This window comes from Streptomyces syringium (assembly GCF_017876625.1).
Classification (GTDB): Bacteria; Actinomycetota; Actinomycetes; order Streptomycetales; family Streptomycetaceae; genus Streptomyces; species Streptomyces syringius.
The window spans coordinates 3,693,235-3,715,850 of sequence record NZ_JAGIOH010000001.1; the positions used below are offsets into that span (position 1 = coordinate 3,693,235).

General features: G+C 73.4%; 18 protein-coding genes. 4 read left to right on the forward strand and 14 right to left on the reverse strand.

Annotated features, from left to right (window positions below):
- Positions 1 to 55 precede the first annotated feature (55 nt).
- Together JO379_RS16280 and purD are read right to left on the reverse strand one after the other, a co-directional pair.
- Positions 56 to 1,696, reverse strand: a complete 1,641-nt coding sequence (locus JO379_RS16280) for a hypothetical protein (RefSeq protein ID WP_372449088.1) — start codon at positions 1,694 to 1,696, stop codon at positions 56 to 58.
- Between the two features lie 335 nt (positions 1,697 to 2,031).
- Entirely contained in the window at positions 2,032 to 3,291 is a 1,260-nt protein-coding gene (gene purD, locus JO379_RS16285; RefSeq protein ID WP_209518720.1) for a phosphoribosylamine--glycine ligase, read from the reverse strand.
- A 367-nt stretch (positions 3,292 to 3,658) separates the two neighbouring features.
- On the opposite strand from purD, the gene JO379_RS16290 reads away from it, so the two are divergent.
- Positions 3,659 to 4,375, forward strand: a complete 717-nt coding sequence (locus JO379_RS16290) for an SLATT domain-containing protein (RefSeq protein WP_130878835.1) — start codon at positions 3,659 to 3,661, stop codon at positions 4,373 to 4,375.
- Positions 4,376 to 4,475: 100 nt separating this feature from the next.
- On the opposite strand, the gene JO379_RS16295 is transcribed toward JO379_RS16290, so the two are convergent.
- The 4 genes from JO379_RS16295 to JO379_RS16310 all read right to left on the reverse strand — a co-directional run bounded on the left by JO379_RS16295 (position 4,476) and on the right by JO379_RS16310 (position 10,138).
- Positions 4,476 to 5,126: a putative DNA-mimic protein gene (locus JO379_RS16295; protein WP_130878742.1), complete on the reverse strand. Its 651-nt coding sequence runs from the start codon at positions 5,124 to 5,126 to the stop codon at positions 4,476 to 4,478.
- 151 nt (positions 5,127 to 5,277) lie between these two features.
- Complete coding sequence (locus JO379_RS16300; RefSeq protein WP_209515494.1) at positions 5,278 to 7,860, reverse strand: glycosyltransferase; 2,583 nt, start codon at positions 7,858 to 7,860, stop codon at positions 5,278 to 5,280.
- A 103-nt stretch (positions 7,861 to 7,963) separates the two neighbouring features.
- Complete coding sequence (locus JO379_RS16305; protein WP_130878740.1) at positions 7,964 to 8,635, reverse strand: GntR family transcriptional regulator; 672 nt, start codon at positions 8,633 to 8,635, stop codon at positions 7,964 to 7,966.
- A 147-nt stretch (positions 8,636 to 8,782) separates the two neighbouring features.
- Positions 8,783 to 10,138, reverse strand: a complete 1,356-nt coding sequence (locus JO379_RS16310; RefSeq protein WP_130878739.1) for an aspartate aminotransferase family protein — start codon at positions 10,136 to 10,138, stop codon at positions 8,783 to 8,785.
- Positions 10,139 to 10,518: 380 nt separating this feature from the next.
- Between JO379_RS16310 and JO379_RS16315 the strand changes: the two genes are divergently transcribed.
- Positions 10,519 to 10,722, forward strand: coding sequence for a cold-shock protein (locus JO379_RS16315; protein ID WP_130878738.1), 204 nt, complete (start codon positions 10,519 to 10,521; stop codon positions 10,720 to 10,722).
- A gap of 172 nt (positions 10,723 to 10,894) precedes the next feature.
- Positions 10,895 to 12,640, forward strand: a complete 1,746-nt coding sequence (locus JO379_RS16320; protein ID WP_209515497.1) for a serine/threonine-protein kinase — start codon at positions 10,895 to 10,897, stop codon at positions 12,638 to 12,640.
- A 64-nt stretch (positions 12,641 to 12,704) separates the two neighbouring features.
- Here JO379_RS16320 and JO379_RS16325 read toward each other — a convergent pair whose 3' ends face one another.
- Complete coding sequence (locus JO379_RS16325) at positions 12,705 to 13,991, reverse strand: adenylosuccinate synthase (RefSeq protein ID WP_130878736.1); 1,287 nt, start codon at positions 13,989 to 13,991, stop codon at positions 12,705 to 12,707.
- A gap of 175 nt (positions 13,992 to 14,166) precedes the next feature.
- Between JO379_RS16325 and JO379_RS16330 the strand changes: the two genes are divergently transcribed.
- The gene (locus tag JO379_RS16330) at positions 14,167 to 15,120 is read left to right on the forward strand and encodes a diacylglycerol kinase family protein (RefSeq protein WP_209515500.1); all 954 of its coding nucleotides are present in this window, start codon (positions 14,167 to 14,169) and stop codon (positions 15,118 to 15,120) included.
- A gap of 17 nt (positions 15,121 to 15,137) precedes the next feature.
- Here the strand turns inward: JO379_RS16330 and JO379_RS16335 are convergent, their stop codons facing one another.
- The 7 genes from JO379_RS16335 to JO379_RS16365 all read right to left on the reverse strand — a co-directional run bounded on the left by JO379_RS16335 (position 15,138) and on the right by JO379_RS16365 (position 22,508).
- The gene (locus JO379_RS16335) at positions 15,138 to 15,797 is read right to left on the reverse strand and encodes a response regulator (RefSeq protein WP_130878734.1); all 660 of its coding nucleotides are present in this window, start codon (positions 15,795 to 15,797) and stop codon (positions 15,138 to 15,140) included.
- Positions 15,794 to 17,080, reverse strand: a complete 1,287-nt coding sequence (locus tag JO379_RS16340) for a sensor histidine kinase (RefSeq protein ID WP_130878834.1) — start codon at positions 17,078 to 17,080, stop codon at positions 15,794 to 15,796. The genes JO379_RS16335 and JO379_RS16340 overlap by 4 nt, the downstream gene beginning before the upstream one ends.
- A 124-nt stretch (positions 17,081 to 17,204) precedes the next feature.
- Positions 17,205 to 18,038, reverse strand: coding sequence for an alpha/beta hydrolase fold domain-containing protein (locus JO379_RS16345; protein ID WP_307842025.1), 834 nt, complete (start codon positions 18,036 to 18,038; stop codon positions 17,205 to 17,207).
- Complete coding sequence (kynU, locus tag JO379_RS16350; RefSeq protein ID WP_130878733.1) at positions 18,035 to 19,267, reverse strand: kynureninase; 1,233 nt, start codon at positions 19,265 to 19,267, stop codon at positions 18,035 to 18,037. Before kynU ends, JO379_RS16345 begins: the two co-directional genes overlap by 4 nt.
- Positions 19,260 to 20,129 (reverse strand): tryptophan 2,3-dioxygenase family protein, encoded by an 870-nt coding sequence (locus tag JO379_RS16355; protein ID WP_209515503.1) that lies wholly within the window; start codon positions 20,127 to 20,129, stop codon positions 19,260 to 19,262. Before JO379_RS16355 ends, kynU begins: the two co-directional genes overlap by 8 nt.
- Before the next feature lie 272 nt (positions 20,130 to 20,401).
- A complete protein-coding gene (locus tag JO379_RS16360) occupies positions 20,402 to 20,815 on the reverse strand; it encodes a DUF3151 domain-containing protein (RefSeq protein ID WP_209515505.1) in 414 nt (137 codons plus the stop codon).
- Positions 20,816 to 20,954: 139 nt separating this feature from the next.
- Positions 20,955 to 22,508, reverse strand: coding sequence for an MFS transporter (locus JO379_RS16365; protein ID WP_209515508.1), 1,554 nt, complete (start codon positions 22,506 to 22,508; stop codon positions 20,955 to 20,957).
- Between the last annotated feature and the right edge of the window lie 108 nt (positions 22,509 to 22,616).

Consider the following 22,616-nt stretch of genomic DNA (forward strand, 5'->3'; position numbering starts at 1 on the left):
GCGCCGGGCCGAACACTCACGCAGCGTCACGGCGGGCGGCTCCGGGGAGCGCGCGTCACACCAGACGGACGGGCTTCTCGGGGCGGACCCCGACCTCCCCCAGCCAGGCGCGCAGGGGCTCGCCGTCGCCGTCCTCGATCAGGCTCAGCACGGAATGGGCCAGGTCGGCGCGGCGCACCCCGCCGACGAGCAGGGCGGGGCCGTCCAGCCAGTCCAGGCCGGGGAGGGCGCCCGCGGTGTCCACGGCGGCGCAGCACACCATGGCCGTCACATGATCGGTGAGCAGCTCCCTGCCGCTGCGTGGTGGTTGCAGGGGGAACAGCGGCGCGAGGCCGTCGACCCAGGGGTCGCCCGTGGCGGTGAACGCGCCCCTGTCGCCGGCGCCCTCCTCCCGGGCGGCCTCGCGGGCCACTTCGGCGCTGAGGCGGGCCTCCAGCTGCTCGCCGGTCCCGGCGCGGGCGGGGCCGGCCAGCCGGTCGAGGACACGGGCCACGGTGGGGGCGGCGGCGGGGCCGGGCCGGACACCCGGCACGGCGCCGGTGGCGGGGATGTCGTCGAGGACGCGGTGCAGACGGGCGGCCTCCAGCCGCCAGGTGCGGTCCACGACCTCCTCGGGGTACTGGCTCCAGGCGACCGGTGACCAGTCGGGGCCGGTCTCGGGCGGGCCGCCGTGGAAGAGACGGGCGGCCAGCAGGGAGGCGGCCTCGTCGATGACGCCGGGCTCCTCCAGCAGATCGCAGGCGGGCCGCTCGCCCAGCCGGGAGGTGAAGCCCTCCGCGAGGCGGTCGCGGCGGGAGAGCTCGGTGAGCGCGGAGACCACGCCCGCGTCGAGCCGGGAGGGCCAGCGGCCCATGCGCCAGGCGGGCAGCGCCACGCGGTTCAGCAGCCGGTCCCAGCCGGCGTAGGCGAGGCCGACCTGCTCCTGGGCGACGATGCGCAGACCGTAGTCGACGGTCTGGGAGCGCTCGGAGGCGGCGGCGGCCACACCGCGCTCCATCTCGGCGGCGTGGTCCCGGCAGGAGCGCAGCAGCGTCCGGGCGGCCCAGCCGACGAAGGCGAGGGCGGGGCGGGCCGCGGCGACCGCCACGGCCGCGTCCAGGCCCCGCACGAAGCGGCGGGCCGCGGCTATGTCGGGGTTGGCGGACGGGCCCGTGCCCGCGACGACGGGCGCGAGCAGGGCCCGCAGCTCGGCGACGCGCATCCACCACAGGAACGGCGAGCCGATGACCAGGACGGGCGTCGCGCCGGAGCGCCGCCGGGCGAGCGGGCGCTCGCGCGGCGGGTCGTGCGCGGGGTGCGTGCGGTCCTCGAGCCAGCTGTCGCAGTCCGGCGTCAGGGCTATCGCGGAGGGGGCGGGCACGTCGAGCCGCTCGGCGAGGTCACGGACCAGGCGGTAGAGGTCGGGAGCCGTCTCCTCCGGGATGGGGACGGTGGGGCTGAGGGCGGGGCGGGCCCGGACGACCACGAGGGTGACGACCGCGGCCAGCAGCAGCACCAGGGCCGCGGCGCCGGTCAGCGCCCAGCGGGCCGTGTCCCAGCCGCCCCCGCCCGGGATGCGGCCCATGGCGGTGCCCGCCAGCAGCACGACGGCGGCCGCGGCGGGCAGCAGGGCGACGGCCAGCGCGGTGCTGCGGATGCGCAGCACGGCGAGGGCTCGGGCGCGCGCGGCTTGCGCGCCTGCTTCGGGACCTGCCACGAGACCGTTCACCCCCTTGCTTCCCTTGGTGTGTGCTGCCGAGGAGTGCGACAGCGGGCCCAACGCCCTTCCGCGTTGCCTACCCCCACTGTGGCACCGGGTGCTGACATCGCAATGCCGGTGGGCCAGTTGCCGGACGTGCGGCAGCTCGCTTGCGCCGCACCCTAGTTGGGGGCGCCGCGCCCGTCAGCCGGTTGGGCAAGTGGTCACTCGATGGAATGGCTTTGGGTAAAGCCGCCCCCGAAACGCACATGCGTACGGACGGGTAACGTCATCGGGGGTCCCCCGCCGAAGCGGGAGACCCCCGATGTCATGACGAATCGGCCGGTAGGGGCTCAGTTGGAAGCGGCCTTCGCCGCGATGTCGGTGCGGTGGTGGGAGCCGTCCAGCCGGATCCGGGAGACCAGCTCGTACGCGCGCCCGCGGGCGGTGGCCAGGTCGGCGCCGGTCGCGGTGACGGACAGCACCCGGCCGCCGGCGCTGACCACACGGCCGTCGGCGTCGAGCGCGGTGCCCGCGTGCAGCACGTACGCCTTCTGCGCGTCCTTCCCGGATTCCGCCGCTTCGGGCAGGCCCTCGATGACGTCGCCCGTGCGCGGGGTGCCCGGGTAGTTGTGGGAGGCGATGACGACGGTGACGGCGGCGCCGTCGCTCCAGCGCAGCGGCGGTTCGGCGGCCAGGTTGCCGGTGGAGGCGTTGAGCAGGACACTCGCCAGCGGCGTCTTCAGGCGGGCGAGGACGACCTGCGTCTCGGGGTCGCCGAAGCGGGCGTTGAACTCGATGACCCGCACACCGCGCGAGGTGATCGCGAGCCCGGCGTAGAGCAGCCCGGAGAAGGGCGTGCCCCGGCGGCGCAGCTCGTCGACGGTGGGCCGCAGCACGGTCTCCATGACCTCGTCGACCAGCTTCGGGTCGGCCCACGGAAGCGGGGAGTAGGCGCCCATGCCGCCGGTGTTCGGGCCCTCGTCGCCGTCGAGCGCCCGCTTGAAGTCCTGGGCGGGCGACAGCGGCAGCACCGTCTCGCCGTCGGTGATGGCGAAGAGGGAGACCTCGGGGCCGTCGAGGAACTCCTCGATGACCACCCTTTCGCACGCCAGGGCGTGCTCGCGGGCGACGGCGAGGTCACTGGTGACGACGACGCCCTTGCCGGCGGCGAGGCCGTCGTCCTTGACGACGTACGGGGCACCGAACGCGTCGAGGGCCTCGTCGATCTCGGCGGGTGTGGTGCAGACGTAGGCGCGGGCCGTGGGGACGCCCGCGGCGGCCATGACGTCCTTGGCGAACGCCTTGGACCCCTCCAGCTGCGCGGCCTGCGCGGACGGGCCGAAGGCGGGGATACCGCGCTCGCGGACGGCGTCGGCGACACCCGCGACGAGCGGGGCCTCCGGGCCGACGACGACGAGGTCCGCGTGCAGCGAGGCGGCGAGCTCCGCGACGGCCGCGCCGTCGAGGGCGTCCACCGCGTGCAACTCGGCGACCTCGGCGATCCCGGCGTTGCCGGGGGCGCAGTGCAGCGCGGTGACGTCGGGATCGAGGGAGAGTGAGCGGCACAGGGCGTGTTCGCGGGCGCCGCCGCCGATGACGAGGACCTTCACACCGGTCACCCTATTGCCTTGGCCGACGATCACTGGCAGCGCGGTGCGCTTGCGCGCTGCGGCCGTCTTGCCGCCTGCGGCGGCGGGCGCCCCGCGGGCGCGTCCTCAAACGCCGGACAGGCTTGTCGTGGCTGAGCTCGGCCACAACCAGCAGCCCGTCCTAAGTCGACTTGGCGCTAGGTCGCCGTCACGACTACTCACGGCATGCACTCTTTCGGGTGAGTGCCGCGAGTGCCCTATACCGGATTCCGCTGCACCTTCGGCCGGAAAAGCCTGGATCTTGCCCCCAAGGCCAACCGTTCGGCGGTAGGAAGGGGGTTGCGACCACGCAGCGGCGAGAGGGAGTGCACGGGTGAGCCAGCCGGAGATGCAGCCCGAGGGGCCCCCTCGAGAGCTCGGCGGGAGGGACCGGGGCGATCTCAGAGGCCGGACCTTCCCGCTCGGCAACTGGGGGGAACCCGCGGAGCGGCTCGATGAGCTCTACCGCTGGGTGGAGGACGGCGCGCTGTATCTGGCCGACTGGTATCTGGCCGACCGCGCCTGGAAGCGCCGCTGGGCCCGGGGTCTGCGGGTCAGCGCCGCGCTGTGCGCGGTGGTGGGTGCCGCGCTGCCGCTGCTGGAGCTGACGAAGGTGGTGCGCACCGGTTCCGCCTGGGGTTTCCTGGCGCTGCTCGGCGCCGCGGCCTGTGTCGCCTGCGACCGCTATTTCGGGCTGACGACGGGCTGGATGCGGGCGGTGGCCACGGCCCAGGCGGTGCAGCGCAGGCTGGAGGCGCTGCAGTTCGACTGGGCGTCGGAGTGCGTGCGCGAGGTGCTCGGCCCGACCGAGGGCACGGCCAGTGAGGCCGCCGAGCGGTGTCTGAGCGTGCTGCGGCGCTTCTCCGAGGACGTCTCGGAGCTGGTGCGGGCGGAGACCGCGGACTGGATGGTGGAGTTCCGGGCCGGGCCGGCGCCGCTGCTGACGCAGTCGCTGGTGTCCTGGGGTCCGCGGTCGGAGGGCGGCGCCACGGTCACCCGGTTCCCGATGCCCCCGGGCAGCCGCCCGAACATGCCCCGCCAGCGCCCGCCGGAGTCGCCCCGGTAGCGGCCGCGCGTTTCCGGCCCGACCCGGTGAATACGGCCGGAAACGCACGGTGCGCCGGGTGAACGGGCGTCGGGTGAACAGGCCCGGTGTCGTGGCCCGTTCAGCTGAATACGATCATCGATCCCTGGCCCAGGCTCCGCGTCGCCGCGGCGTGCAGCCCGAGCCAGACGTGCCGCTCGCGTGCGAAGGGGCTGTCGTCGTGCGGACCCGGCGCGGCGGGCTCCTCCAGCCCCGTCGGGTGGTCCGGTGCGGCGGGCGCGGCGGGCGGGTTGGCGGGGTCTATGCCCAGGACCGGTGCCACGGCGTGCAGTTCGCGGAGCAGGCCGTGGCTGGAGCCCAAGGGCCCGCCGCCTTCGAGGAGTTCGTCGTTGGACAGCGGGTGGGTGAAGTCCACGGGCACGTAAGCCCCCGCGTGGTCGTAGTGCCAGACCAGGTGCGACTGCTGGGCCGTGGTCTCGAACATCTCCAGCAACTGCTCGTAGTCGCCGCCGAGTTCGTCGACGGGGGTGACGGCGAGGCCGCACAGGTTCAGCAGATGGGCGCGGCGCAGGAAGTGCAGCGCGTCGTAGTCGAAGCCCGCGACCGGGGCCACGTCCCCGGACAGGCCCGGCATATAGCCGAAGACGGGCACCGGCGGCAGCCCGGCCTCGCCGAGCGCCTTGTCGTACGCGGCGATCTCCTCGGCGAAGGGGTTGTCGGGGCTGTGGCACAGCACATCGACGAGGGGGACAAGCCAGAGGTCACAGGCCACGTGAACTCACTCTCGTTCGCGTTGATGCGATGGTCGGGCCAGAGTAGTGCCGCTCAGCCGTCTGTTACACAGTCCGGGAGACAACGAATCCGCCGTCTCCCGGACTTCATCCGGCCGTCCGCCGCGTGTCATGGCCTCGCGGCCCCGCGGCTCACCTGTCGTCGCGCACGTCCCACACCCAGGTGTCGCCGATCCGCTTCGGCTCCTCGCCGGTCAGCCGCGTGACGGCCGTGCGCAGCGGCAGCACGTTGTCCTGCGGGGCGAGGACCAGGGCGTCCGCGCGCCAGAAGCCGAGGTCGACGCGGAAGTCGCGGCGCTCCCGGGCGCCGAGGGCGGGGATCCTGCCGGTCTCGCGGATCTTGCGGAGCAGCTCACTGGTGGCGCGCGGCTCCGGTCCGTAGATGCCGATGCGGTCCGGGCCCCAGGGGCCGTTGAAGTAGCCGCCGGGGAAGGCGAAGCCGAGGTCGGCGTCCACCTGCCAGTGCAGGGCGGCGGTGTCGGAGGGGCTCGGCACGGGGACGGGCACCAGCGAGTGGCCGGGGCGTACGTACGTGCGCCAGGTGCCGTCGGCGAGGAACGCGGGGGTCGGGGCGCGCTCGACGGTCCGGTACGGGGTGGGCACCAGTGGCAGCAGCGCCACCGCGAGGGCCGCCCAGCCGAGCAGCCGGTGCGAGGTCTCGCGCTCGCTGCGCAGCCGGGTCACGGCCAGCCGGTCGCAGCCGAGGGCGAGCAGGATGCCGATGGCGGGCACCGCGACCATGGCCACCCGGGACTCGATGACCGACTCGAAGAGCGGCATCTGCGCCAGCACCCGCCAGGGGCCGGGCAGCGTCCGGTCGGTGCCGAGCAGCGGGATGTTCTGGCCGAGCGAGAGGACGACGGCGCCCAGCGCGGTCCCGCCCAGGGCGAGCACGCGCGGCTGGTTGCGCAGGTGAACGACGAGGGCGACGGTGAGGGCCACGAGGGGCCAGCCGAAGAAGGCGTTCTCCTCGGTCCGGTTCAGCGACAGCGACGCGGCCACCTTCTCGTCACCGGCCATGGAGCGGGTGGCGAATTCCAGGAGCGCCATCGGGTGGTTGCCGACCTGGCCGTGCAGCACGCTGTGGTAGCTCTGCGCGCCGAAGAACTGCCAGCTCAGCGGGTAGATCAGCAGGGGAAGGCAGACGAGGGCGGCGATCCCGAGACCGCGCAGCAGGGGCCTGGCGACGGCCTTCGCCACGTCCGGGGAGGCGATGGCGTAGCCGACGGCGAAGAGCACGAGGCCGCAGACGGCCAGCAGCAGCGCTTCCTCGCCGAGGAAGATCTGGTAGGTGAGGAACAGCCCGAGGATCACCCCGTCCCGCGTGGTGCGTTTGCCTTCGCACAGTCGCAGCAGCCGGTCGATGATCAGCGGGAACATGAAGAAGACGATGAAGTTCGGGTGCGCGTTGCCGTGCGAGATCATCGGCGGCGCGAAGGCGCAGAAGGCTCCGCCGAGCGCGGCCGCCCAGCGGGAGCGCACAAAGCGCTTGGCGATCAGCCAGTACCAGGCGATGGCGGTCGCGGCGAGCCCGCCGGTCAGCACGATCGCCCAGGTCACATGCGCGCCGAAGGCCAGGGTGACGGGCGCGAGGGGGGCGGAGAGGCCGAGCATGGTGGTGTTCGCCATGAGGTTCACACCGAGGGGGAAGTTCTGCAGGTCGGTGAAGAAGGGGTTGTGGAGGTTCGCCACGTTGTCGGCGGTGACCGCGAAGAACCATTCCCACTGCGTCTGGTCCGAGCCGGAGTCCGCCAGATAGCCGCTGCCGAGGTTGCCCCACAGCCCGCCGTAGAGCACGAAGGCGAAGAAGAGGTAGAGCGCGGGGACGATGATCTGCACCGGGCGGACCGCGCGCCAGCGCAGCCGTACGAGGTCGGCGAGGACCGTCGGGTAGGCGAGCGGGCGGACCTTGGAGCCCGGCTGGTGCGCCCAGCGGACGGGGACCTCGGCGACCGGCCAGCCCCGCTCGTGGAAGTGGCGCAGGATCTCGACGTCGTAGCTCCACCCGTCCAGGCGGGAGCGGGTGAAGGCGGCCCGGACCTTGTCGCCGTCGAAGAGCTTGAAGCCGCACTGGGTGTCCCGTATGCCGGGCACCGCGGCGGCCCGTATCAGCCGGGCGCCCGCCCCGCCGAGGAGCTCGCGCAGCGCGTGCTGGCGCACGGCGATCCGGGACCCGGGCAGCGCGCGGGAGCCCACGGCGGCGGTGGCGCCCTCGTCGAGGCGGTGCTGGAGGAGGTCCAGGTCCTCGATGGGGGTGGCCAGGTCGGCGTCGGTGACCAGGACGCGGCGGCCGCGCGAGGCGAGCACGCCGGTGCGTACGGCGTGGCCCTTGCCGCGGTTGGCGGGGGTGCGCAGGAGGCGGATGCGCGCCTCGGTGGCCGCGGCCTTGTCGATGACCTCGGCGGTGGCGTCCGTCGAGCCGTCGTCGACGACGATCAGCTCCCAGCGGACGCGGCGGCCGGGTCCGGTGGTGAGGGTGTCGAGGTGGGTGCGGATCGCCTCCAGGCTGGGGGCGAGCCGGTTCTCCTCGTTGTACGCCGGGACGATCACCGAGAGGTCGACGGGCGGGGCGCCGGTCGGCTGCGCCGGGATGGTGCCGGAGCCGGACTGCGTGCCGGGCTGTGTGACGGACGACGGACCCGCGGACCCGTCCGGGGGCGCGTGCGGGCCGGATTCCGTGGGGCCGGACGCGTCCGACGGCTGAGTCTTTGACATCGCGAGACCTGGCCCTCAGACGGTTGCAGGGTGCAAGTTCGGCGTTATCTTCATTCCGGATCCTGTTCCGCTTGTGGCTGGTCCCGATCGAGCGCCTTCGACCTTATTCGGTCAGCTGCTCGATCAAGTTCAGGGAATGAGCGTTGTACGCCGCTATGAGCCGCTGGGCCTCCGCCACGTCCCGGCTGGTGACGGCCGCCACCAGCTCGCCGTGGCCCTGCCACAGCCGGCCGCGCAGCTCCGGCAGCCGGCGCAGCAGCGGCACCGTGAAGATCCAGCCCTGCACCCGGACCCGGTCCAGGAAATCCGAGATGTACGGGTTGCCGACGAGGCAGCACAGCTCCCGCCAGAACCTCAGGTCGTAGCCGATGAGGATGTCGAGGTCCCCGGCCGCGGCCGCCCGCCCGGCCTCCTCGGCCCGGCGCCGCACCGAGGCCAGCGCCTCGGGCGTCGCGGAGTCCACCGCCTGCTGGGCGGAGCGCCGGAAGATGCCCTCGATGATCAGCGTGCGCGCCTCGATCATGTCGCGGAAGTCGGCGTACGTGAACTCGCGCACGCGGTAGCTCCGGTGCAGCTCCACGTCGAGCAGCCCCTGGGAGCAGAGGTCGAGCAGCGCCTCGCGCACAGGGGTCGCCGAGACGCCGTACTGCTCGGCTATCTCCTTGACGGTGAACTGCCGGCCGGCCGGGAGCCGGCCCGCGATCACCTCGTCGCGCAGGGCGTCGGCGATCTGTGAGCGCAGCGTCGTCCGTTTGACAGCATCGCTGCCGGGCATCGTGTCCGTTTCCCCTTCCCTGACCGCGCGCCCGCGTGCGAACGGCCCTCGCAACAAGATAGGCGAGGGCCGTCGCGGAACGTACGAATGTGCGCGCGGGAAGGACGAACGGTACACACCGGTGACCATCGGGATCAGACGGCGTCCTCAGACTGTGTGGGTATCGGCCACCGTGAGTGCCTCGTCCAGAATCGCGAGTCCTTCCCGTGCCTCGGCCTCGGTGAGGGTGCACGGCGGGACGACATGGGTGCGGTTCATGTTCACGAACGGCCACAGGCCCGACTTCTTGCAGGCCGCGGCGAAGGCGTTCATGGGGGCCGCCGCCTCGCCCGCCGCGTTGTAGGGCACCAGCGGTTCCCGGGTGGCGCGGTCCTTGACCAGCTCCAGCGCCCAGAAGACGCCCATGCCGCGCACCTCGCCGACGCTCCGGTGGCGCTCGGCGAGCGCGCGCAGCCCGGGGCCGAGGACGTCCTCCCCGAGGCGGGCCGCGTTCTCCACGATGCCCTCCTCGGCCATCGCGTTGATCGTGGCGACGGCGGAGGCGCAGGCGAGCGGGTGGCCGGAGTAGGTGAGCCCGCCGGGGTAGGGGCGGCGGTCGAAGGTGGCGGCGATCTCCGCGGAGATCGCGACGCCGCCGAGCGGGACGTAGCCGGAGTTCACGCCCTTGGCGAAGGTCAGCAGGTCGGGCGTGACGCCGAAGTGGTCGGCGGCGAACCAGCGGCCCGTGCGCCCGAACCCGGACATGACCTCGTCCAGGATGAAGACGATGCCGTGGCGGTCGCAGAGCTCCCGCACGCCCGCGAGATAGCCCGCGGGCGGCACGAGGATGCCCGCGGTGCCGACGACGCTCTCCAGGATGATCGCCGCGATGGTCCGGGGGCCCTCGAAGACGATGGTGTCCTCGAGGTGCGCGAGGGCCCGCGCGCACTCCTCCTCCTCGCTCGTCGCGTGGAACGGCGAGCGGTAGAGGTACGGGCCCCAGAAGTGCACGACGCCCGCCGAGGCCGTGTCGGACGGCCAGCGGCGCGGGTCGCCGGTCAGATTGATCGCCGCGGCCGTCGCCCCGTGGTACGAGCGGTAGGCGCTCAGCAGCTTGGGGCGGCCGGTGTGCAGCCGGGCCATCCGGACGGCGTTCTCCACCGCCTCGGCGCCCCCGTTGGTGAAGAAGATCTTGTCGAGGTCGCCGGGGGTGCGCCCCGCGACCAGTCGCGCGGCCTCGGACCGTACGTCCACGGCGAAGCCCGGCGCGATCGTGCACAGCCGGCCCGCCTGCTCCTGGACGGCGGCGACGACCTTGGGGTGCTGGTGGCCGATGTTGGTGTTGACGAGCTGGGAGGAGAAGTCGAGGTAGCGGTTTCCGTCGTAGTCCCAGAAGTACGCGCCCTCGGCACCGGCCACGGCCGGCGGGTCGATGAGGCCCTGGGCGGACCAGGAGTGGAAGACGTGCGCGCGGTCGGCGGCCTTGACCGCGGCGCCGGCAGAGGGGTCGGGGAGAGTGCTCACGCTGATTGCCTCACAGAGGTGGGGACGCGGGGGCCGCCAGCGTAGAAAGCGCGGCACGGCGGCGGACACCGGCACTGTGTAGGGCTCTCGGGCCGCCCGTGGACATACTGCCGGGTTGCGGACACCGGCCGTTCGCGGCGGGTTCACCGGCGCGCCGCGACGCCCGAGAATTACTCTTACGGAAATCCCCTGCGGCGGCCGGGGGCGTGCTACGGTCCTTTGCAGTTGCAGTTTTGGTACCCATATAACGTGTGCGCCTGACGGTCTGTGACCTCAGGCGCTCTGTTGTTTACGGCCATAGGCCCGGACGGGGACATCAACGCGACACGGAATTGCGCACCGTGCGGAATTCCGGCACCGGGATCTATAAGGAGATCGTCGTGGCTAACGGCACCGTGAAGTGGTTCAACTCGGAAAAGGGCTTCGGCTTCATCGAGCAGGACGGCGGCGGCCCGGACGTGTTCGCCCACTACTCGAACATCGCCACCCAGGGCTTCCGTGAGCTGCAGGAGGGCCAGAAGGTCTCCTTCGACGTCACGCAGGGCCAGAAGGGCCCGCAGGCGGAGAACATCGTTCCCGCCTGATCGCAGACGCGACCGGGGCCGGGGCCCGCACTTTCACGGTGCGGGCCCCGGCTCTTTGGTGTCCGGCTATTCTCCCGCGAGGGCTGCGTGCGGCAGTCTCGAAGCAAGGACCTCGGCAGGGCGCCCCGGACGACACCGGGGGCCATCGGGGGAACCGGGGGAAGGCGACATCATGGACAGTCTGCAGCCAGGAGATCCACACAGTCTCGGCGCGTACCGGCTGCTCGGCCGGCTGGGCACGGGCGGCATGGGCCGGGTCTATCTGGCCCGCTCGGACCGGGGCCGCACGGTCGCGGTCAAGCTCGTCCAGCGGGAGCTGGCCGGCCAGGAGGAGTTCCGCAGGCGCTTCCGGCAGGAGGTGCAGTCGGCCCGGCAGGTCGGCGGCGAGTGGACCGCACCGGTCCTCGACGCGGACACCGAGGCGGACATCCCGTGGGTCGCCACCGGCTACATCGCCGGACCGTCCTTGCGGCAGGTCGTCGACCGCGACTACGGGCCGCTGCCCGAGCGGACCGTCCGCATCCTCGGCGCCGGGCTCGCGCGCGCCCTCCAGGCCGTCCACGCCGCCGGCATCGTCCACCGCGACCTCAAGCCGTCGAACGTCCTGATCACCCTGGACGGCCCGCGCGTCATCGACTTCGGCATCGCCCGCGCCCTGGAGACGGTGACCGACAACAACCTCACCCGCACCGGCGCGGCCGTCGGCTCGCCCGGCTTCATGTCGCCCGAGCAGGTGCGCGGCGCCAAGGTCACCGCCGCCAGCGACGTCTTCTGCCTCGGCGCGGTGCTGGCGTACGCCGCGACCGGCCGGATGCCCTTCGGCACCGCGGACAGCGGCGTCCACGCCCTGCTCTACCGCATCGCCCAGGAGGAGCCGGATCTCACCGGAGTGCCGGAGCCGCTGCGGCCGCTGATAGCCGACTTCCTCGCCAAGGACCCCGCCGACCGCCCCACGCCCGAGCAGGCCCTGGAGCGCACGGGCGTGCGGGACCTGCTGACGGACCTGCGCTCGGCGGAGCCCTGGCTGCCCGGCGGCATCGTCGCCCAGCTGGGGCGGCACGCGGTACGGCTGCTCGACGTCGAGGACCCGGCCGCCGCGAACCCGCTGACCCAGGTGGACCCGCGCCCCGAGGGGCGTCCGGTGGACCTGCCGACCGTGACCGCCGGACCGGCCGCCCAGCCGCTGCCCCCGGCCAACCCCGCCCCGGCCTTCGCCCCCGCCCCCTCCCACCAGGGCCACCCGCACCCGGGCCCGTACGGCCCCGGCCCGTACGACTCGGGGGTGTACGCCACGCCGCCCCCGCCCGAGCGGCGCCGGTCCGTGGCGCCCTTCGTGCTGGCGGCCGTGGTGACCGCCGGGCTGCTCGCGGGCGGCGGGACGGTGTATCTGCTGAACCGGGAGACGAACGACGAGGGACGCGGCGGCCCCGGCCCGGTCACCTCGCCGACCACGACGCCCGGCGCCTCGGGCGGGACGTCGGGACCCTCGTCGTCCGGGCCCTCCGCCTCCGCCGGGGCCGGGGCGCCCGGGCAGGCCAAGGTCACCCCCGCCTCCGGCCCGGTCCCCCAGGCGTTCATCGGCACCTGGGAGTCCGACTTCCAGACGGCCGGCGGCGCCAACACCCGCCGGATCGTCCTGCGGCAGGGGCCCGTCGGCACGACCGTGGCGGACATCAGCGGCCACGGCACGAACGAATACGGCACCGTCTACCGCTGCGCCTGGGTCGCCGACCTGAGCGCGGCCGCGGCAGCCGGCGGCCCGCTGCGGCTCGGCCCGTCCCGGGTCACCGTGGCCGAGCCCGCCACCTCCTGCCAGCCGGGCGAGGCCACCGAGCTGACCCTGCTGCCGGACGGCAGGCTGAGCCGGAGGTTCATCGGCACCGACAAGGAACCGCTGACCTACACGAAGCGGAGCTGACGCGAAAACGCGACAGCGCCCCGGTGGCGGACCACCGGGGCGCTGTCACAGCGAACGCCGTGCCTTACGAGAGGAACGAGTTGATCTCGATCGTCTCGGTGCGGCCCGGGCCGACGCCGATCGCGGAGATCGGCGCGCCGGACATCTCCTCCAGCGCCTTCACGTAGGCCTGCGCGTTCTTCGGCAGGTCGGCGAAGGTCTTGGCCTTGGTGATGTCCTCGGACCAGCCCGGCAGCATTTCGTAGATCGGCTTCGCGTGGTGGAAGTCGCTCTGGCTGTAGGGCAGCTCCTCGACGCGCTTGCCGTCGATCTCGTACGCGACGCAGACCGGGATCTGCTCCCAGCCCGTCAGCACGTCGAGCTTGGTGAGGAAGAAGTCCGTCAGGCCGTTGACGCGGGTCGCGTAGCGGGCGATGACCGCGTCGAACCAGCCACAGCGGCGGTCACGGCCGGTGGTCACACCGCGCTCGCCACCGATGGTCCGCAGCGCCTCGCCGTCCTTGTCGAACAGCTCGGTCGGGAACGGGCCGGCGCCGACGCGCGTGGTGTACGCCTTGAGGATGCCGATCACCCGGCTGATCTTCGTGGGACCGACGCCGGCACCCGTGCAGGCGCCGCCCGCGGTCGGGTTCGACGAGGTCACGAAGGGGTACGTGCCGTGGTCGACGTCGAGCAGCGTGCCCTGGCCGCCCTCGAAGAGGACGACCTTGCCCTCGTCGATGGCGTTGTTCAGGATCAGCGTCGTGTCGGCCACGTACGGCTTGATCTGCTCGGCGTAGGTGAGCAGCTCCTCGACGATCGCGCCGGCCTCGATGGCCCGGCGGTTGTAGAGCTTCGCGAGGATCTGGTTCTTGAAGTCGAGGGCAGCCTCGACCTTCTGGGTCAGGATCGACTCGTCGTAGAGGTCCTGGACCCGGATGCCGACGCGGTTGATCTTGTCCGCGTAGGTCGGGCCGATACCGCGGCCCGTGGTGCCGATCTTCCGCGAGCCGAGGAAGCGTTCCGTCACCTTGTCCACGGTCGTGTGGTACGGCGTGATCAGATGCGCGTTACCGCTGAGCAGCAGCTTGGACGTGTCCACGCCGCGCTCGTTGAGTCCGCTCAGCTCGGAGAGCAGGACCGCCGGGTCGACGACGACACCGTTGCCGATCACCGGGGTACACCCCGGCGAGAGGATTCCGGAGGGGAGGAGATGCAGCGCGTATTTCTGGTCGCCTACGACGACCGTGTGGCCGGCGTTGTTGCCACCTTGGTAGCGCACCACATAGTCCACGGATCCACCGAGGAGGTCGGTGGCCTTTCCCTTGCCCTCGTCACCCCACTGAGCACCGAGCAGCACAAGTGCGGGCACAGGCGTACACCCCTTCCGGGCGGGGCATGTCCAACGTGCGTGGTGGCGTAATCCCGCCTTGTGCGGGGGTGCACCATCGCTAGAGCCGTCGAACCGGTGCCCCGGATAGACGAAGCCCCTGGCGCAACAGCGACAGGGGCTCTTGCACCGAGAGATTACCTGAGGAAGGACCGAGGTGTCGGCTCCAGACCCGACCGGGCAGCCTCTGCTCGTGATCATCGACCCGGTCGCACGGCGTGCGGACGGCGAGTCCGTACGGATCGCGAGGGATGTTCTGTGCGCCGGGGCGGCGGCGAAAATCTGTCTCACGGACGGCCCGGAGGACGTTTCCAGAGCCCTGTCGCGGCGTAACCGGCGCCCGGTCGTGATCGGCGACGACCGTGCGCTGCTGCGGGTCGTGGGCCTGTTGCACCGGCGCCGGGAATTGGCCGAATCCGCTCTGTCGGTGGTCCCGGTCGGCGCGCCGCACACGGTCGCGCTGGCGCACGCGCTCGGCGTGCCGCGCGGGCCCGTGGCGGCCGCCCGGGCGGTGCTGGACGGCGCGCCGCATCCACTGGACCTGCTGGTCGACGACAGCGACGCGGTGGTGCTGGGTGAGGTGTGCGTGCCGGACGGGTACGTCCCGGGAGCGTCCCCCTACGCGGCCGGGGACGGGGCGGACGGCGGCCGGCACCCGGACGGCGGTCCGGAGGTCCCGGGCGACCCCGTCGGGCCCGTGGAGCCCGGCGAGCCGGCCGTGCCCCGGCGGCAGGCCCTGACGGCGGGCGGGCACCAGAGCTGGTGGTCCCCGGCCGCCCGGACCGCCCGGACGGCCCTGGCGCTGCTCACGGGCCCCGCGGCGCGCCATGCGCTGCCGTCCTGCACCCGGCTGCGGGTGGAGGCGGACGGGGTGCTGCTGGCGGATCTGGACCAGCCCGTGGAGCGGGTGACGGTGTCGGTCGTGAACGGCCTCGCGGAGGTCGTGGTCCACCACCGCTCCGCGGACCGCCCGGTGCGGGCGCGGGCCCGCGCGGTCACGGTCTCCGGGCCGGACTTCCGCTACCGCGCCGACGAGGTGGGCGCGGGCCCGGTCCGCAGCCGCACCTGGACGGTCCGGCCGGAGGCGTGGCGGCTGACGCTGCCGCGCTGAGGCCACGCCGAGGGGGCTCACCCGCCCGGTGTCACCAGGCCCGCCTCGTAGGCGAAGACCGCCGCCTGGGTGCGGTCGCGCAGTCCCAGCTTCACCAGGATGCGGCTGACGTGCGTCTTGACGGTGGACTCGGCCACGACGAGACGGGTGGCGATCTCGGAGTTGGAGCGGCCCTGGGCGACCAGCACCAGGACCTCGGTCTCGCGCTCGGTGAGATCGGCGATCCGCTCCTGGCTGGGCGGCTTGGGCGTGCCGAGGCGGGAGAACTCCTGGATGAGCCGCTTGGTGACCGTGGGCGCGAGGAGCGCCTCGCCGTCGGCGACGACGCGCACGCCGTCGGCGAGCTGGCGGGCCGAGGCGTCCTTGAGCAGGAAGCCGCTGGCCCCGGCCCGGAGCGCCTGGTAGACGTACTCGTCGAGGTCGAAGGTGGTGAGCACCAGCACCTTCGCCCCCTCGTCGGCGGCGACGATCTCGCGGGTCGCCTCCAGTCCGTTGAGCACGGGCATGCGGATGTCCATCAGGACGACGTCGGGGCGCAGCGCCGCGACCTGCTCGACGGCCTGCCGGCCGTCCACGGCCTCGCCGACGACCTCGATGTCGGGCTGGGCGTTCAGCAGGACGGAGAAGCCCTCACGGACCATCATCTGGTCGTCCACGATCAGCACACGGATGGTCATGCCGCTGCCTCGCCGACCGCGACGGGCAGGAAGGCGGCGATCTCGTAGCCGCCCTCGTCGGTGGCCTCCGCCGTCATCTCGCCGCCGAGCATGGTGACGCGTTCGCGCATGCCGAGCACCCCGTGCCCGGCGCCCGGGGAGGGCTTGGCGAGCCGGTTCGGCGGGCCGTTGACGACCCGCAGGCCGAGGCCGCCGAGGACGTAGGAGATCTCCACCCGCGCGTGCGCGCCGGGCGCGTGGCGCAGCACGTTGCTGAGCGCCTCCTGGACGATGCGGTAGGCGGACAGCTCCACACCCTGCGGCAGGGGCCGCACCGAGCCCGTCGTGACCCGCTCGACGTCCAGCCCGGCCGAGCGGACGTTGTCGAGCAGCCCGTCGAGGGCCGCGAGGGTGGGCTGCGGGGCCTCGGGGTCGGCGAAGGCGTCGGGGTTCTCCGACCGTACGACGCCGAGCACGCGGCGCAGCTCGGTCAGCGCGGCGACGGCGTTCTCCCGGATCGTCTGGAAGGCGGCGGCCAGCTCGGGCGGGGTGTCCTGGACCCGGTAGGGGGCGGCCTCGGCCTGGATGGCGACGACGGACATGTGGTGCGCGACCACGTCGTGCAGCTCGCGGGCGATGGTCGTGCGCTCCTCCAGCACGGTCCGCCGGGACCGCTCGACCTCGGTGACGGCCACCTGGGCGACGACCTGCTGCTTGGTCTCGCGCAGCCCGCGCACGGCGAGGACGACGAAGAGCACGAAGCCGGAGAAGACCATCATCTGGAACATGTCGGAGAGGACGTAGCCGTCACCGTAGGGCTGGGCCGTCCGCAGGAACACGGCGAAGAAGAGCCCTATGGCACCGGTGAGCAGCCACATCTCGGCGGCGGTGCGCGGGCGCGTCCGCAGTGCCACGACCAGCATCACGGCGAGGTGGGAGAAGAAACCTCCCGGGGACCACGGCCCGAAGCCGTACGTGCCCAGGAACACCCCGGTGAAGACCATCGAGCCGATCGACAGCCACCACGCGCCGACCGGCCGGAAGAGGGTCATGACCATCGGCACGCCGACCATCAGCGCCGCGAAGAGCCCGAAGGTGCTGCCCTCGCGTTCGGCGGTCCCCATCATGACGACGAGGGTGAAGCCGACGAGCGTCGCGTGCGGGAACCACCGTGTGCAGCGCGCGGCACGCCGCGGCAGCCTGCGGACCAGGACGTGGTCCGCGGCGAGCGGCGGCAGCGGGCGGAAGGCGAAGGCGTCGGTGAACAGGTCCTCGCGGAGCCCGCTCAGCGCGCCTTTCGCCATCCGCAGCTCATTGCGCGGGGTGGTCTCATAGGTGTCGGTCACGTCAACAACCGTAGGCAAGGGGTTCGCGGAAAGCGTCCGCTTGGATGCGGATGTACGGGGGTCCGTCTCAAGTACTACGCGGCTACGGCACGGCTGTGACGTGCGGTTGTCCGGTGAGGGCGGCCACCAGCACCGCGCACGCGGGTGTGCCGGGAGTCACAGGCGCGAAGTGACCGACACCACCGAGGGCCCGGACCTCGGCCACACCGGCCGCCGCGCGGGCGGCGGCCGCGTAGCGGTGGGAGAACTCGACGGGCACGACGAGGTCCGCGGCGCCGTGCAGGAGCGTCACGGGCGCGCGGGCGGGCAGGCACCGGACGGGGTCGACGTCCCGGCCGTCGCCCCCGCCGAGCAGTTCCTCGACGATGCCGTCGCCGAGCCGCAGCTCCCGTGCCCGCTCCAGGTCCGTGACGGCCGCCACGGCGACGACCCCGTCCACGGCCGGGGCGGCGGGCGCCCGCCCGGTCGCGGACGCCGCCCAGAGGGCGAGGTGGCCGCCCGCCGAGTGGCCGGCGAGCAGATGCCGGGCGGCGGGCCGGCGGGACCGCGCTTCCAGGTCCTCCAGGGTCCGCAGGGCACCCAGGACGTCGTCGAAGGTCTGCGGCGTGCCGCCGCCACCGCCGAGCCGGCGGTACTCCACGAGCGCCACGTCCACGCCGTGCCGGGCCAGCTCGGCGGCCAGCGGCGAGAGGTGCCACCGGTCGTAGGTCTCGCGCCAGAAGCCGCCGTGCAGGAGCGTCACCCGGGTGCCCGTCGGCCGGGCCGCCGCGTAGCGGCCGACCACCTGGCTGGGGTGGTCGCCGTACGCGACGGTCTCGTCCGGGGGGACGTGGGGAAGGCCGCACATCGCGGCGTACTCGACGTCGTCGAGATCCTCCTCGGTCACGGCGCCTTCGGTCACGGCGCCTTCGGTCACGGCGTCCTCGGTCCCGGACCCGGCACCTCGGCCAGGACCTCGGCGAGTACCCGCGCGGCCCGCTCCGCGTCGGCGAAGGAGGTGTAGAGCGGGGTGAAGCCGAAGCGCAGGACGTCCGGGCGGCGGAAGTCGCCGACGACGCCCCGGCGGACGAGTTCGGCCATGACCCCGCCCGCGTCGGGGCAGCGCAGCGACACCTGGCTGCCGCGTTCACTGTGCGGGGTGGGGGTGAGGCACTCCAGACGGCCCTTCGGCACGTACTCCTCGACGCGGCGCACGAAGAAGTCCGTGAGGGCGAGGCTCTTGGCCCGTACGGCCTCGACGCTCACGCCGTCCCACACGTCCAGGGCCGCGTCGAGGGCGAGGAGCGACAGGATGTCGGGGGTGCCGACCCGGCCCCGGGCGGCGCCCTCGGCGGGGGCGTAGGCGGGGGCCATGGCGAAGGGGTCGGCGTGGGAGTTCCAGCCGGGCAGCGGCGAGTCGAAGCGGTCCTGCAGCTCGCGCCGCACATAGAGGTACGCGGGCGAACCGGGGCCGCCGTTGAGGTACTTGTACGTGCAGCCGACGGCGAGGTCCACCCCGTGCGCGTCGAGCCCGACGGGCAGGGCGCCCGCGCTGTGGCACAGGTCCCAGACGACGAGCGCCCCGGCGGCGTGCGCGGCGGCCGTCGTGCCGGGCAGGTCGTGCAGGCGGCCGGTGCGGTAGTCGACGTGGTTGACGAGCGCGACGGCGGTGCGCGGGCCGAGGGCGGCGGGCAGGTCGCCCGCCGCGACGGGCCGCAGCGTACGGCCCGTCAGCCGGGCCGCGGACTCGGCGATGTAGCCGTCGGTGGGGAACGTCGCCTCGTCCACGAGGATCTCGTCGCGCTCCTCGCCGGCCATGCGGACGGCGGCGACGACGGCCTTGAAGACGTTGACGCTCGTCGAGTCGCCCACGACGACCTGGCCGGGCGCGGCCCCGACGAGCCGGCCGATCCGGTCCCCGACCCGCTCGGGCGCCGTCCACCACCCGGACTCGTCCCAGGAGCGGATGCGCAGCCGCCCCCATTCGCGCTCGACGACGTCGGCGAGCCGGCCGGCTACGGCGCGGGGCAGGGCGCCGAGGGAGTTCCCGTCGAGGTAGGCGCCCTCGGCGAGGTCGTCGAGGGCGAACGCGGCGCGCTTGGCGCGCAGTTCGTCGGCGGCGTCGAGCGTGGCCGCTTCGCTCGTCGTCGGGTCGAGGTCAGACATGGCTGCGCGCCGTCCACAGCTCGGGGAAGACGTTCTTCGTCGCACGCCGCTCCAGCCAGGCCACCCCCGCCGAACCGCCCGTTCCCACCTTCGAGCCCATGGCCCGCCGGGTGGCGACGAGGTGGTCGTTGCGCCAGCGCCAGACCAGCTCCGCCACCTCGGTCAGGGCCTCGCCCAGCCGGCACGCCTCGCTGTTCTGGTCGCCCGCGTAGACGCGCTGCCAGACCTCCTCGACCGCCGGGTCGGGGACGTACCGCTCGGAGACGTCACGGTCGTGGACGCTGTCGGGTACCGCGTGTCCGAGCCGCCCGAGGTAGCGCAGCACCTCGTCGTACAGGCTCGGCTCGTGCAGCGCCTTCTCCAGCTCCGCGTGGACCCGCGGCGTGCCCTGGTGCGGGACCAGCATGGACGCGGACTTGTCGCCGAGCAGGAACTCCAGCCGGCGGTACATCGCGGACTGGAAGCCCGAGCCGTCACCGAGCGCGGCACGGAAGCCGTTGAACTGCACCGGCGTCAGGTGCGCGAGCGGCTCCCAGGAGGCGTTGAGCGATTCGAGCTCGTACGTGGACCGCTTGAGCGCGGCCATCGCGGTCGGCAGGTCGTCCTCGCGCAGCGCCTTCGCGGCGGTCTCCCACTCGTGCACGATGACCGTGAACCACAGCTCCATGACCTGCGTGGTGACGAGGAAGACCATCTCGCCGGGGTCGTCGGAGAGCGTCTTCTGGAGGTGGGTGAGGACGGAGGCCCGGACGTAGTCCTCGTACGGGGTGGACCCCTCGAAGTCGAGGTTCGGGGCCGCGGGGGGCTCCGGCTCGACGGTGCCCTGCGGGGCGTGGGGGCGGGACGGTTGCGGCTGCGACATCGCTGTCTCCTCGGCAAAACGTACTCCGGGTAGCGGTCCGCCCCTTCCTGTCGGCATCGGAGCCCCGGTCCCCTGCGCGCATCATGCGTCCCGAAGGCGGATTCCTGCAAGGGGTGTCGCTGTGCAGGGCGTTTCCGCTGCGCGGGGCGTTGTCCCGGTGCGGGCCGGGTTCGTAGGGCCCGGGACCGTGGGCGTGTGCGGGCGGTGCAGACAGCCGGAACGCCTCACCCGAAGGCGAGGCGTTCCGGCCGATGCGCTGTGGGGCTGCCGCGTCAGCCCAGGGTGTTGGCGGCCGTCGGCGAGCTGTCCCGCAGGAACGTCGAGCAGCGCTCGTGCTCCTCGTGCTCGCCGATGGCGCCCGCCGCGCGGGCGAGGGCGTGCAGGGCACGCAGGAAGCCGCGGTTCGGCTCGTGCTCGAAGGGCACCGGGCCGTGGCCCTTCCAGCCGCTGCGCCGCAGCGCGTCCAGGCCGCGGTGGTAGCCGGTGCGGGCGTACGCGTACGACTCGACGACCCGGCCGCCCTCGAACGCCTCGTCGGCGAGCTGCGCCCACGCGAGCGAGGACGCCGGGTACTTCGCGGCGACCTCGGCGGGGGCCGCCCCGGAGGCGAGCAGCTCACGCGGCTCCGGGTCGTCGGGCAGGTGGGTCGGGGGCGGTCCCCCGAGCAGGTTCTCGTGAATCGACATGACCCCCAGTCTGCCTTGTCACCAGCCCAGCCGGACCCGGTCGAATGCCGGCCCGCACGGACCCACGGCCCGAGCCCCCACCAATCCCCTCCCACCCGCTCACGGGAGGGGCACCGCCCCGCGCAGCGGCACCGCACTGTCACGAACCGCCGGACGCGGTGGCGGCGTCCCCCGGGTCCAGCGGAGGTGAAGACACCCCGCAGTGGTACGTCGTCTCCGGGCGGCAGCACTTCCGGCCGCGCGCCGCGCGCGGACGGGTGCCCACCGTCCACCACGCCAGCCCCGCCCCCGCCACCAGCGTGCCCGCGCACCAGAACATCGCCCGGCGGAACGTGTCCTCGAAGCCCGCGGGATCGCGGTAGACGTCCGGGCCCATGCCCGCGAGCAGCGGCAGCGCGGCGACGGCGATGAGGCCCGCCGCGCGGGCGGCGGCGTTGTTGATGCCGCTGGCCAGGCCCGCGCGGGCGACCTCGACGGAGGCGAGGACCGTCGCGGTGAGCGGCGCGACCAGGATCACCATGCCCAGGCCGAGGACGACGAGGGCGGGCAGCACGTCCCGCCAGTACACCGCGTCCGGCCCGGCACGGGTCATGAGCAGCATGCCCGCCGCGCACAGCAGCGGCCCGACGGTCAGGGGGAGGCGGGGCCCGATGCGGGTCGCGATCCGGCCGGAGCGGGCCGACAGCAGCAGCATCAGCACCGTCGTGGGCAGCAGCGCGGTCCCGGCGGCGAGCGCGGACCAGCCGACCACGACCTGGAGCTGGAGGACCGAGAGGAAGAAGAAGCCGCCGAAGGCCGCGTACACGCACACCGTGACCCCGTTGACGGCCGAGAACATCCGGCTGGCGAAGATCCCCGGCGGCAGCATCGGGTCGGGACGGTGCGCCTCGACGTGGACGAACGCCGCGCCCAGCAGCACCCCGGCGACCGCCGGGCCGATCACCCACGGCGAGGCGCCCTTGTCGGGGGCGGCGATCAGCGCGTAGGTCACCGCACCGAGGGCCAGCGCGCCGAGGGTCGCGCCGAGTACGTCGAAGCGGCCGTGCGCGCCGGGGTCGCGCGTTTCGGGGACGTGTTTCAGGGCGACCGGAACACACACGGCGGCGAGCGGCAGATTGATCAGGAACACCCAGCGCCAGCCCGGTCCGTCCACCAGATAGCCGCCGACGAAGGGGCCGACCGCCGCGGCCACCCCGCCCAGCCCGGACCACGCGCCGACCGCCCCGGCCCGGTCGTCGGGGTGGAAGACCGCCTGGATCAGCGCCAGTGAGCCGGGGGTGAGCAGCGCCCCGCCGATGCCCTGGAGCGCCCGCGCCGCGATCAGCACCCCGGCGTCCGGCGCCAGCCCGCACAGCAGGGAGGCGAGGGCGAACCACACCACGCCGATCACGAACACCCGCCGCCGCCCGAACCGGTCGCCCAGGGCGCCGCCCAGCAGGATCAGCGAGGCGAGGGTGAGCATGTAGCCGTTGACGGTCCACTGGAGGACGGGCAGGTCCGCGTCGAGATCGGCGCCGATGCGGGGCAGGGCCACATTGACGACGGTGCTGTCCAGCAGCGCCATCCCCGAGCCGAGGACGGCGGTCAGCAGCACCCAGCGGCCGACGGGGGTACCCAGACGTACGGCGTCGGCGGCGGGCTCCTGCGGGACGGTGTCCGGATCGGTCACCGGCTCCCACGAAGGGTCGCTCATACCGGCATCATCCCCGCACAACGGGCACCCGGCCAGCGCGGCGGTGGGAACGGGACAGGGCCCGGCCCCACCGCGCGAGCGGGGGACCGGACCCTGTCCGTGACCTCG